The sequence below is a fragment of the Metapseudomonas phytobenefica genome (genome assembly GCF_043392685.1).
Taxonomy (GTDB): domain Bacteria; phylum Pseudomonadota; class Gammaproteobacteria; order Pseudomonadales; family Pseudomonadaceae; genus Metapseudomonas.
On sequence record NZ_JBHZGM010000040.1, the window covers coordinates 33,011 to 45,479 of the forward strand.

The window sequence follows — 12,469 nt, forward strand, 5'->3', positions numbered from 1 at the left end:
CCCGCCGAAGCGGGGCTGAGCACAGAAGAGTCAACGCATCACGGGCATCAGGGAATGCAGACGCCGTGCTGGCCGCTCTGGGCCAGATCCATGAGCTCGCGGTTGGCCACGGCGTACATGGCGTAGTCGGTGGCGGTGGAGGCGCGCAGTTCGACCAGCATGGCCTTCCAGCGCTCCACCAGGGCACGGTGCTGGTCCAGCCACAGTGCCACGCGCTCCTCGATGTCCGCCGGACCTTCGTTCATTTGCAGGACCGAGATGGTGATCGCCCGCTGCTGCCAGTCCAGATCATCGCGGAAGGCTTCCCGCGCCAGCGCTTGCCAGTTGCTTTCCACCGGCAGGCTGGTGATCTGCTGCAGGTACCAGGACAGGTCCAGCGCGCCGCCGACGGCGAAGTAGGCGGTGGCGACTTCCACCGCGTCCTTGCCGGTGACGTCCGACGCCTCGATGATCGGCAGCAGCGTGTAGAGGTGGCTGGTGCCGGCCACGACGCGAGCCAGGTCCTCGGGGGCGCCAGCCTCGACGTAGGACTGGTAGCGCGCCAGCCAATGTTCGCGGGACGGCCCTTCCAGCAGCTCGTCCAGGCGCCCGGCCAGGGCCTCCACACGCGGGCCGAAGTGGTTCACGTCGCGGGCGGCGTTCTGGTCTTCGCGACGGCTGCGCAGGAACCAGCGGGTCGCACGGCGGCCCAGGCGCATCAGCTCGTCCATCAGGGTCAGCTGCAGCTCGGCCGGTACCTTGTAGTCCAGCGCCTCGATCTGCTGCCACCAGTGCGGCAGGCGGAACACATCACGCACTACCACATAGGCGCCCGCCACGTTGGCCGCGCTCATGCCGGTGGACTCCTTCAGGCGCTGCACGAAGGTGATGCCCATGTGGTTGACCAGGTCGTTGGCGATCTGGGTGCTGATGATTTCGCGCTTCAGGCGGTGGCGCCGCATGGACTCGCCGAAGGTCTCGGCCAGGCGCGCCGGGAAGGCGGTTTCCATTTCCTGGGCCAGGTAGTCGTCGTCCGGCACCAGGGATTTGAGCAGCGACTCCTTGAGGTGGATCTTGCTGTAGGAGATCAGCACCGCCAGCTCGGGGCGGGTCAGGCTCTGGCCATTGGCGATGCGCTCGTTCAGCTCTTCGTCGGTGGGCAGGAACTCCAGGCCACGGTCCAGCTTGCCGGCCGCTTCCAGGGCGGCCATCAGGCGCTTGTACTCGCCGACCTTCTCGCGGGCGCGGCGTTGCGCCAGGGACAGCGCCTGGGTCTGCTTGTAGTTGTTGCCCAGCACTAGGTTGCCCACGTCATCGGTCATCTCGGCCAGCAGCTTGTTGCGCTGTTTGCCGGTCATGTCGCCATTGGCCACGATCTCGTTGAGCAGGATCTTGATGTTGACCTCATGGTCCGAGCAGTCCACGCCGGCGGCGTTGTCGATGAAGTCGGTGTTGCTGGCGCCGCCGTTGAGGCCGTACTCGACGCGGCCCAGTTGGGTCATGCCGAGGTTGCCGCCCTCGCCCACCACCTTGGCGCGCAATTCGCGGCCGTCCACGCGCAGGGCGTCGTTGGCCTTGTCACCGACGTCGGCATGGCTCTCGCTGCTGGCCTTGACGTAGGTGCCGATACCGCCGTTCCAGAGCAGATCCACCGGGGCCTTCAGCAGGGCATGAAGCAGTTCGGTGGGCGTCAGCTTGTCGGCTTCGATCTCGAAGCGCTGCTGCATCTGCGGGCTGATGGCGATGCTCTTGGCGCTGCGCAGGAAGATGCCGCCGCCTTCGGAAATCAGCTTGGTGTCGTAGTCGGCCCAGGAGGAGCGCGGCAATCCGAACAGCCGCTTGCGCTCGTGGAAGCTGGAGGCAGCGTCCGGGTTCGGGTCGATGAAGATGTGCATGTGGTTGAAGGCGGCCACCAGTTGCAGCTTGTCCGACAGCAGCATGCCGTTGCCGAACACGTCGCCGGCCATGTCGCCGATGCCGATCACGGTGAAGTGGTCCTTCTGCACATCGATGCCACGCTCACGGAAATGGCGCTGCACCGACACCCAGCCGCCCTTGGCGGTGATGCCCATGCCCTTGTGGTCGTAGCCGGCCGAGCCACCGGAGGCGAAGGCGTCGCCCAGCCAGAAGCCATACTCCTGGGCGATGCCGTTGGCGATGTCGGAGAAGGTCGCGGTGCCCTTGTCGGCCGCCACCACCAGGTAGGGGTCGTCGGCGTCGTGGCGCACCACGTTGGCCGGCGGCACCACCTTGCCTTCCTTGAGGTTGTCGGTGACGTCCAGCAGGCCGGAGATGAAGATGCGATAGCAGGCGATTGCCTCGGCCTGGACCTCGTCACGGCTGCCGCCCACCGGCAGGCGGCGCGGAATGAAGCCGCCCTTGGCGCCCATGGGCACGATCACGGCGTTCTTCACCTGCTGCGCCTTCACCAGGCCCAGCACTTCGGTACGGAAGTCTTCCTCGCGGTCAGACCAGCGCAGGCCGCCGCGCGCCACGTCGCCGAAGCGCAGGTGCACGCCTTCCACACGCGGCGAATAGACGAAGATTTCGAACTTGGGCACCGGGCGCGGAATGTCGGGAATCAGGCGCGGGCTCAGCTTGAAGCTGAAGTAGGACTTGTTCTGGCCAGCCGCATCCGGCTGGTAGAAGTTGGTGCGCAGGGTGGCCTTGATCAGGTCCAGGTAGCGACGCAGGATGCGGTCTTCGTTGAGCACCGCAACATTGTCCAGCTCACCGAGGATGGCCTGTTCGAGCTTCTGCTGCTTGTCCTCCAGGTCGTCGGCCGCCAGTTTGCGCGCCAGGTAGAAGCGGGTCTTGAACAGACGCACCAGCTCCTTGGCGATGTTGGCGTGGTTGAGCAGGGTGCTGGCGATGTAGGACAGGTCGAAGCCCAGGCGGATCTGCTTCAGGTAGCGCGCATAGGCACGCAGCAGGGCCACATCGCGCCAGGGCATCGCGGCGGTCAGCACCAGGCGGTTGAAGGCGTCGTTCTCGGCATGGCCGCCGACGATATGCACGAAGGCGTCCTGCAGGGTGTCGTTGAGCTCCTGGATATCGACGTCATCGCCCAGGGCGCTGGTGAAGGCGAAGTCGTGGATCCAGTACTGGCGGCCGTCCTGGCGCACCAGCCGATAGGGGAACTCGCCGAGCACGCGCAGGCCGAGGTTTTCCAGGATCGGCAGCACATCGGACAGCGCCAGCGGGGTGTCGGCGTGGTACAGCTTGCAATGCAGCTGCTGCTCACCCTGGGCCAGCGGCTGGTAGAAGCTCATCACCAGCGGGCGCTCGTCGGACAGGCTGTACAGATGCTGCATGTCCACCACCGCCGAGTGCGGAGCGAAGCGCTCGCGATAGCCGGCCGGGAAGCCTTTCGGGAAGTCGGCCAGCACGCGGGTGCCCTGCCCTTCACCGAAGCTTTCGTTGATCAGGCTGGCGTAGTCGTCCTTCCAGGAACGGCAGGCCTGGATGACTTCCTTCTCCAACAGCGCCGTATCGACGTGCAGCTTGTTCTTCGGGTCCAGGCGCAGGATGAACTGCACCCGCGCCAGCACGGATTCGGAGAAGAAGGTCCAGAACTCGCAGTCGCTGGCCTGCAGACGCTCCATCAGGATCTGCTGGATCTTCACCCGGGTCTCGGTGGAATAGACATCACGCGGGACATAGGCCAGGGCGTAGGCGAAGCGGCCATAGGGATCGCGGCGCAGGAACAGGCGGATCTTGTTGCGTTCCTGAATCTGCACGATGGACATCGCGATGGACAGGAGGTCATCCACCGGGGTCTGGAACAGGTCGTCGCGCGGCAGCACCTCCAGTACCTGGGCCAGGTCCTTGCCCAGGTGGGCCTTGGCGTCGAAGCCGGAGCGGCGCTGGATCTCGGCCACCTTGCGGCGGATGTAGGGGATGCGAACGACGCTTTCGGTGTACACGGCCGAGGTGTAGAGGCCCATGAAGCGGCACTCCTTGATCACCTTGCCCTTGGCATCCAGTTCGCGGATAGACACGAAATCCGGGTAGGCCGGACGGTGCACGCGGCTCGGCTCGGCGGCCTTGGCGAAGGACAGCAGCATGGGCCCGCGCAGATACTCCAAAGCCTCGGGCTCGATATGCAGGTCTTCCTTCTTCAGGCCGGCACGACGCAGTCTGGAGACACCCAGCAGGGATTTCTCGTCGTAGACCAGATGGCCGCCGTTCTTCTCGTCGGCCACGGTGAATTCTTCATAACCCAGGAAGGTGAAGTGGTCGTCCAGCAGCCACTCGATGAACACCTTCACTTCGGCCAGCTCTTCGCCATCGACCTTGAGCTTGGCCTTGTCCAGCCAGGCCAGCAGTTCCTGGGCTCGGGCCTTCATCGGCTTGAAGTCGGCCACGGCCACGCGAACGTCGCCCAGTACTTCCAGCAGGGCCTTCTCCAGGGTCTTCATGGCACCGTTGTTGGCGCAACGGTCGATCTCCAGGAACATCAGCGATTCCTGGCGCACGTCCTCGCCCTGGGTGCCCTTGGGCAGGATTTCCAGCAGCTCGCCCTTGGCATTGCGGCGCACGCTGATGACGTTGTTCTGCAGGGTGTGGATGCTGTAGCCGCGGCGGTTCAGCTCCATGCGTACCGAATCGACGAGGAACGGGATGTCCGGGTGCAGCACTTCCACGGCGGTGTGGGTGGATTGCCAGCCGTGCTTCTCGTAGTCGGGGTTGAACACCCGCACTTCAGGACTGGCGGGGTCGAAGCGCTCCAGCAGGCGCCAAGACGACAGGGTGCAGCCGACAAGGTCGGACAGCCGGCGCTGGGTCAGTTCGTCGAGCGCAATGATGCCGAAGAATTGCTCGGCGAACTGGGCGATTTGTGGCAATGCCTTTTCGCTGACGTGCTGCGCCAGGGCCGCTTGCAGTTGGTGCTGGAAGTCGGCTTTGCTGGCTGCGGTGAAGGACGTCATGGTTGTGCTCCGCTGGGCTCGTTTTGTTGGAATTAAGCGTAGAACGCCTACGTGCGGAGGAAGGGCCACAGATCAATCCGGGCAGTGCGGCCCTGCTCCGGGAGAACGCCGGGGACAACTGCGACCCGGCGGTCACCATTGCCGCGAAAGCTTAACGAGGGAGCAACACGGCACGCTTACGGCGCTGCGACATATTCGTTCAATCAGAGTCCGCCGATACCAAAGCAGGAATCTCAAGCAGAAGGTGTCGGAATGGGCTGCGCAACCCCCGCAAATATTCGCCCGCGTCACGGAACCAACGCCCGGACTCAGGCTCTTCTAGGCCGCTTCCCCCGGTCTGGATTAAAGTTATGCCTCATCAGCGGAGGGCTTACAGCTCTCTTTTCCCTAGTTCAACGAGCCCATCGATGGAACACCGTGAAGCGCTAGTCGCCCTGCGTAACTTCCTTTCCACCCAGATTCTCGGCCAGGAAAAACTCATCGACCGCCTGCTGATCGCGCTGCTCGCCGACGGCCACCTACTGGTGGAAGGCGCGCCCGGCCTGGCCAAGACCAAGGCCATCAAGGACCTGGCGGACGGCGTGGAAGCCGAGTTCCATCGCATCCAGTTCACCCCCGACCTGCTGCCGGCGGACATCACCGGCACCGAGATCTACCGCCCGGAGAACGGCAGTTTCGTCTTCCAGCAGGGACCGATCTTCCACAACCTGGTGCTGGCCGACGAGATCAACCGCGCGCCGGCCAAGGTGCAGTCGGCGCTGCTGGAAGCCATGGCCGAGCGCCAGGTGTCCATCGGCCGCTCGACCTACGACCTGCCACCGCTGTTCCTGGTGATGGCGACCCAGAACCCCATCGAACAGGAAGGCACCTACCCCCTGCCCGAAGCCCAGCTCGACCGTTTCCTGATGCACGTGCGCATCGGATTCCCGGATGCCTCGGTGGAACGCAAGATCCTCCAGCAGGCCCGGGGCGAAGCGCTGCATGGCGAAACCCGGGCCGAGCATCAGGTCAGCCAGCAGGCGATCTTCGCCGCGCGCAAGGAAATCCTCGGGCTCTACATGGCCGACGCGGTGGAGGAATACCTGGTGCACCTGGTCATGGCCACCCGCACCCCGGCCAAGTTCGACCCCGAGCTGGCCGAGTGGCTGGCCTGGGGCGCCAGCCCGCGCGGCTCCATCGCCCTCGACCGCTGCGCCCGCGCCCATGCCTGGATGGCTGGCCGCGACTTCGTCAGTCCTGAAGACATCCAGGCGGTGCTGTTCGACGTGCTGCGCCATCGACTGATCCTGTCCTTCGAGGCGGAAGCCGCCGGCATCGACCAGGACCGGGTGATCCAGCGCATCCTGGATGTGGTAGCGGTGGCCTGATGCGCCTGAAAACGGCGGCCTGGAAGTTCCGGGTCAGGAAGCGCCGTCCGGCGGCGCCCGGCTTTGCCCCGCCGGCCGCCAGCACCGAAGGCGTGCATGTGGACCTGGCCGAGCTGATCGACATGCGCCACCGGGTCCGCGAAGTGCAGCTGTTCTCCAGCCCCGCGCGGCGCAGCCCGCTGATCGGCCTGCACCATTCCAAGCTGCGTGGCCGTGGCGTGGATTTCGACCAGGTGCGCATCTACCAGGCCGGCGACGACGTCCGCACCATCGACTGGCGCGTTACCGCGCGCACCCAGGAGCCCCACACCAAACTGTTCCACGAAGAGCGCGAGCGGCCGGTGTTCATCATGGTCGAACAGTCCCAGCGTCTGTTCTTCGGCACCGGGCTGGTATTCAAGTCGGTGCTCGCCGCCCAGGCCGCCAGCCTCATGGGCTGGGCGGCGCTGGCCCACAACGACCGGGTCGGCGGCCTGGTGTTCAGCGACCAGGAGCATCACGAAATCAAGCCACGGCGCAGCAAGCAGAGCCTGCTGCAACTGCTCAGCCGCCTGGCCCGCGCCAACCAGGCCCTCGGCAGTCCGGACGGTGCCCAGCGCGAGGGCTTCAGCCTGGCCCTGCGCCGCGCCCGCGAGGTGCTGCGTCCGGGCAGCCTGGTGGTGATCCTCTGCGACGAACGCGCCCTGTCCGATACCGCCGAACAGCAGATTGCCCTGCTCGCCCGCCACACCGACCTGATCCTGATGCCGGTTTCCGATCCGCTGGATCATGCCCTGCCCGCTGCCGGCCTGCTGCGCTTTGCCGAGCAGGGTGCCCAGCTGGAACTGGATACCCACGCGGCGGACCTGCGCCAGGCCTACCGCGAACAGGGCGAAGCCCGCGTCGCACGCTGGGAGCGCCTGGCCCAGCGCCTCGGCGTGCTGCTGCTGCCGCTGTCGACCCAGGAAGGCATGATCGAACAACTGCGCGACTACCTGCAGCATCGGGGGGCACGATGAACCCGCTGGATGCCCTGGAACCGCTGATAGCCCCGGCCGCCATTTCCTGGTGGCCCCCTGCGCCCGGCTGGTGGTACCTGCCAGCGCTGCTCGGCTTGCTGGGCTGGGGCCTGTGGTACTGGTGGCGGCAGGAGCGGCGGGATGCCGTGGAAACCGAGCAGCCGCTGGACCCTGCGCGCCAGGCTGCGCTGGAAGAGCTGTCGAGCCTGCCAAGGCCCTATGACGGCGCACCGGCCGGTCCCTGGCTGCAGGAACTCAACGGACTGCTCAAGCGTCTATGCCGCATGCATTACCCCGCAGACCAGAGCCACACCCTGAGCGGCCGCGCCTGGCTGGCCTACCTCGACAACCGCTGCCCGGCCGCCGGCCTGACCCGCTGGATGATCCTGGTCGAAGGCGCCTACCGCCCGCAGTGCAAACTGGATGACAAGGCCATCGCCGGGCTCTACCAGTCCGTCGAGACCTGGATCCGCAAGCATGTTTGAGTTCGCCTGGCCCTGGATCTTCATCCTCGCCCCGCTGCCCTGGGCGCTGCGCGCACTGCTGCCGCCGGCGGACAGCGGCGACGCGGCGCTGAAGGTGAGCTTCCTCGCCGACCTCGAAGGCCTGATCGGCCGACGCGCCCGCGCCAACCTGCCGGCCTGGCGCCAGCAGGCCCCCTTCGCCCTGCTCTGGCTGTTGCTGCTCTGCGCCGCCGCCCGCCCGGAATGGGTCGGCGAACCGCAACCACTGCCCACCAGCGGCCGCGATCTGCTGCTGGCGGTGGATGTGTCCGGCTCCATGGACTACGCCGACATGCGCTGGGAAGAGGAAGACGTCAGCCGGCTGACCCTGGTCAAGCACCTGATGGGCGAGTTCATCGACGGCCGCCAGGGCGATCGCATCGGCCTCATCCTGTTCGGCAGCCAGGCCTACGTGCAGGCGCCGCTGACGTTCGACCGCGAAACCGTGCGCACCTGGCTGGACGAAGCCATGATCGGCATCGCCGGCAAGAACACCGCCATCGGCGACGCCATCGGCCTGGCGGTGAAGCGCCTGCGCCTGCGCCCCGCCAACAGCCGCGTACTGGTCCTGATCACCGACGGCGCCAACACCGGTGGCGAGATCGACCCGCTGACCGCCGCGCGCCTGGCAGCCGAGGAACAGGTGAAGATCTACACCATAGGCATCGGCGCCGACCTGCAACAGAGCGATGTGCTCGGCATCCTGGGCCTCAATCCCAGCATGGACCTGGACGAACCCACCCTGACCGCCATCGCCGGGCAGACCGGCGGCCAGTACTTCCGCGCGCGCAACAGCCAGGAGCTGGAACAGATAGAGGAAAGCCTCGACCGCCTGGAACCGGTGACCCAGCGCGCCAGCCAGGCACGCCCGGCCTACTCGCTCTACAGCTGGCCCCTGGCTCTTGCCCTGCTCCTGAGCATGGCGCTGGTCTGCCGCGGGCTCTGGCCCCACGCCCTGCAACAGCGCCCGCAGTGGCTGCGGAGGCGCACCTGATGGAACTCTGGCCCCACTGGCTGCGCCCTGCCTGGCTGCTACTGCTGCCCCTCCTGGGCTGGTTGCTCTGGCAGCTCTGGCACCGTGAACGCCGCAGCGGACGCTGGGAGCAGCTGCTGCCCCGCGCCTTCCAGCCCTGGCTGCTCAGCGGCGGCCGGCTGGGCAACAACCGCCTGCCCTGGCTGGCCCTCGGCCTGGCCTGGCTGCTGAGCCTGCTGGCACTGCTCGGGCCCAGCTGGCAACTGATGGAACAAAGCACGCAGAAACGCGCCGACCCGCTGGTGGTGATGCTGGAGCTGACGCCGTCGATGCTTGCCACCGACATTGCACCGAGCCGCCTGGAGCAGGCCCGACGCAAGCTGCGCGACCTGCTGGACGCCCGCCGCGATGCGCAGACGGCAATCGTCGTCTACGCCGGCAGCGCCCATAGCCTGGTGCCGCTGTCCGACGACCTGATGACCAGCCTCAACCTGATCGAGTCCCTGAAGCCCTCGATCATGCCGGCGCCGGGTCACCGCGCCGACCTGGCCGTCGCCCGCGCCCTCAAACTGCTGGAACAGGGAGCCCAGGGCCAGGGCCGCCTGCTGCTGGTCACCAGTGGCCTCGACGAACGGGAGCAGGCCGGCATTCGCAAGGCCCTGGGCTCCCGCTCGGAGCGCCTGGCTATCCTCGGAGTCGGTACGGCAGCGGGCGCGCCTATCGCCCAGGAAGACGGTGGCTTCCTCAAGGACGACCAGGGCGCCATCCTCCTGCCCAAGCTCGACAGCGGCCAGCTGCGCCGTTTCGCCGCCGAACTGGGTGGCCGTTACAGCAGCGTCCAGCTGAATGAAGACGACCTGCGCAGCCTGGGCCTGCTCGATGGCCCCACCAGCCTGCGCGACAGCGGCGAAATCGCCCGGCTGGCGGCCTGGGCCGACCAGGGCCACTGGCTGCTGCTCCCCCTGCTGCTGATCGCGGCGTGCGCCGGGCGCCGTGGCTGGCTGTTCTGCCTGCCGCTGTTGCTGGTACTGCCGCGCCCGAGCCTGGCCATGGATTTCCAGGACCTCTGGCTGCGCCCGGACCAGCAAGGCCAGCGCCTGTTGCAGGCTCAGCGGCCTGCCGAGGCGGCGTTGCACTTCAAGGATCCCCGCTGGCAGGGCATGGCGCTCTACCAAGCCGGCGACTACACCGAAGCCGCCGCGCGCTTCGCCCAGGGCGACGATGCGGCGGACCACTACAATCGCGGCAACGCTCTGGCCCGGGCCGGGGAGCTGGAAGCGGCGATCGACGCCTACGATTCCGCCCTGAAACGCCAGCCCGACCTGGCGGCGGCACAGAAGAACAAGGCACTGGTGGAGGAACTGTTGCGACAGCGCGCGGCCGAAGCCAGCAGCAATGATCCAGACCAGCCAGACAGCGAACAGCAACAGACCGGGCAGACCGCTGAGCAGAACGCGGCGCAGACACAGGCCAGCGAGCAGGGCGCGGACGACCAGGCGCCCGAGCAAGGCAACGGCGAAGCCCGGCCGGAAGGCCAGACCAGCGCTGCCGCCGGCGGCAGTGCCGAAGAGGCCACGCCGACGGATGCCACCCAGGCCCGGACCGCCAGCACCGAACCCCTGGGTGAGGAACGCCGGCAGGCCCTCGAACAATGGCTGCGGCAGATTCCGGATGACCCCGCCGAACTGCTGCGCCGCAAGTTCTGGTATGAACAGCAACAGCGCCAGGAAGAACAGTGATGACGCGCCTGCTTTGCACCCTCCTCCTCAGCTTGCTGACGTTGGCCGCCCAAGCCGCCGGCTTCTCCGCCAACGTCGACCGCACGCGGCTGAGCGAGGGCGAGACCGTCGAGCTGACCCTCGAATCTTCCGACCCGACCCTGTTCGGCAAGCCTGACCTGACGCCGCTGGACGCCGACTTCGAGGTGCTCGGCACCCGCCAGATCAACCAGCTCAGCACCCTCAACGGCAAGAACGACCGCGCCACCCGCTGGATCATCACCCTGCAGCCGAAGCAGACCGGCTTCGTCACCATCCCGGCGCTGAAGCTGGGGGACGTCCACAGTGCGCCCATCACCCTGCAGGTGGAGAAGGCCGAGCAGTCCGGGAAATCCTCCGGCACCAACCTCGCCCCGGTGTTCATCGACGCCAGTCTGGACCAGGAAAGCGTCTACGTGCAGGCTCAGGCCATCCTCACCCTGCGCATCTACCACTCGGTTTCCCTCTACGACGACAGCAGCCTGAGTCCGCTGCAGATGGACGATGCCCGCGTCGAACAGCTTGGCGATCCACGCACCTACGAGAAGGAGATCAACGGCGTGCGCCACGGCGTGATCGAGGTGCGCTATGCCATCTTTCCGCAGAAGAGCGGCGTGCTGAACATCCCTCCGCAGGTATTCAGCGCCACCCTGGTCGACCCTGGCAGCGACACCAGCTACCAGCCTTTCGGCCCCCGCCCCGGCAAGTTGAGCCGGGTGAACTCGCCGCGCATTCCGCTCACCGTCCTGCCCAAGCCCGCCGACTACCCAGCCGATGTGCCCTGGCTTCCGGCACGCAACCTGGTGCTGACCGAATCCTGGAGCCCGGACCCCGGCAACGTACAGACCGGCGACTCGCTGACCCGCAGCCTGATGCTGAACGTCGAAGGCCTTTCCAGCGCGCAGATCCCTCCCCTGCCGGCCACCCGGGCGCAAGGCCTGCGGCGCTATCCCGACCAGCCGCAACTGGGCAACAGGATCGACGAGCGCGGTCTGATCGGCAGCCGCGAAGAGCGCGAAGCCCTGGTACCCACCACCAGCGGCCGACTTGAATTGCCCGCGGTCAGCATCACCTGGTGGAACACCCGGGATAACCATCTGGAGCGCAGCGAGATCGCCGCGCGGACCCTGGAGGTCGCCGTCAACCCCGAGCTGGAGGCCAACCCGGCGCAGAGTGCGGGAACGGCGGTCGGTAATGCGGTCGTCCCGGCGCGGCTCTGGCCCTGGCAACTGGCCTGCGCCCTGTTCGCCTGCACCACCCTGCTGGGCTTCGGCCTATGGTGGCGCGCACGCCGCCAGCCGGCGATCCTGCCCACGGCGCAGACCGGCCCGAGCCCGCGCACCCTGCTGGACGAATTGCGCCGCGCCTGCCAGTCCAACGATCCCCACGCCACTCGCCAGGCCCTCGACAACTGGGCGAGACAGCAGCCGGAAACCCTCGCCGACATGGCCGCCCGCTTCGTGCCCTTGTCCGACGCCATGGACGGGCTCAACGGCGCCCTCTACAGCGAAGCCGGCCAGCACTGGCAGGGCGAAGACTTGTGGAAAGCCATCCGCGCCCTCCCCGCTCCCCAGGTGGAACAGCAGGCCACGGGGGAACCGGGCCAGTTGCCGCCGTTGTATCCCAGGTAATACGGGCGCCCGTTCATCCACCCCACCCGCCGTAGCCAGGTAGGTTGGTCCGAGCCGTGCGAGGCCCAACGCAGGGAGTCGACCCATGTCGTTGGGTTTCGCTTCGCTCTACCGCAACCTACGCCAAACCCGAGCGTTGTCCCTGCAGGGGCGAATTCATTCGCCGGGCTACGATTTGCGACGAATCGCCGGGAGTTTCGCGCGCATCGAGTAGGAGGAGGCCTCGCGGCCTCCGTCCTCTCACACCACCGTACGTACGGTTCCGTATACGGCGGTTCAGGTCATACGGCTAAGCCGAGTGATCGTATCCAGTATCGACACCAGTCCAAG

7 protein-coding genes are annotated in these 12,469 nt (G+C 66.9%); 6 read left to right on the top strand and 1 reads right to left on the bottom strand.

Going from position 1 to position 12,469, the window contains the following annotated elements; all coding sequences use genetic code 11:
* Positions 1-47: 47 nt before the first annotated feature.
* The gene (locus ACFW0B_RS23310; protein WP_449151351.1) at positions 48-4,910 is read right to left on the bottom strand and encodes an NAD-glutamate dehydrogenase; all 4,863 of its coding nucleotides are present in this window, start codon (positions 4,908-4,910) and stop codon (positions 48-50) included.
* 407 nt (positions 4,911-5,317) lie between these two features.
* Between ACFW0B_RS23310 and ACFW0B_RS23315 the strand changes: the two genes are divergently transcribed.
* The 6 genes from ACFW0B_RS23315 (at position 5,318) to ACFW0B_RS23340 (ending at position 12,139) form a co-directional block, all read left to right on the top strand.
* Positions 5,318-6,277 (top strand): AAA family ATPase, encoded by a 960-nt coding sequence (locus tag ACFW0B_RS23315; RefSeq protein WP_151132927.1) that lies wholly within the window; start codon positions 5,318-5,320, stop codon positions 6,275-6,277.
* A 122-nt stretch (positions 6,278-6,399) separates the two neighbouring features.
* Positions 6,400-7,275 carry a DUF58 domain-containing protein gene (locus tag ACFW0B_RS23320; RefSeq protein ID WP_449151356.1) on the top strand — a complete coding sequence of 292 codons (876 nt, stop codon included), beginning with the start codon at positions 6,400-6,402 and terminating at the stop codon, positions 7,273-7,275.
* Positions 7,272-7,760, top strand: a complete 489-nt coding sequence (locus ACFW0B_RS23325) for a DUF4381 domain-containing protein (protein ID WP_449151352.1) — start codon at positions 7,272-7,274, stop codon at positions 7,758-7,760. Before ACFW0B_RS23320 ends, ACFW0B_RS23325 begins: the two co-directional genes overlap by 4 nt.
* Entirely contained in the window at positions 7,753-8,772 is a 1,020-nt protein-coding gene (locus ACFW0B_RS23330) for a vWA domain-containing protein (protein WP_449151353.1), read from the top strand. The genes ACFW0B_RS23325 and ACFW0B_RS23330 overlap by 8 nt, the downstream gene beginning before the upstream one ends.
* Positions 8,769-10,490 carry a VWA domain-containing protein gene (locus tag ACFW0B_RS23335; RefSeq protein ID WP_449151357.1) on the top strand — a complete coding sequence of 574 codons (1,722 nt, stop codon included), beginning with the start codon at positions 8,769-8,771 and terminating at the stop codon, positions 10,488-10,490. The genes ACFW0B_RS23330 and ACFW0B_RS23335 overlap by 4 nt, the downstream gene beginning before the upstream one ends.
* The gene (locus ACFW0B_RS23340; RefSeq protein ID WP_449151354.1) at positions 10,490-12,139 is read left to right on the top strand and encodes a BatD family protein; all 1,650 of its coding nucleotides are present in this window, start codon (positions 10,490-10,492) and stop codon (positions 12,137-12,139) included. Before ACFW0B_RS23335 ends, ACFW0B_RS23340 begins: the two co-directional genes overlap by 1 nt.
* Positions 12,140-12,469: the final 330 nt, after the last annotated feature.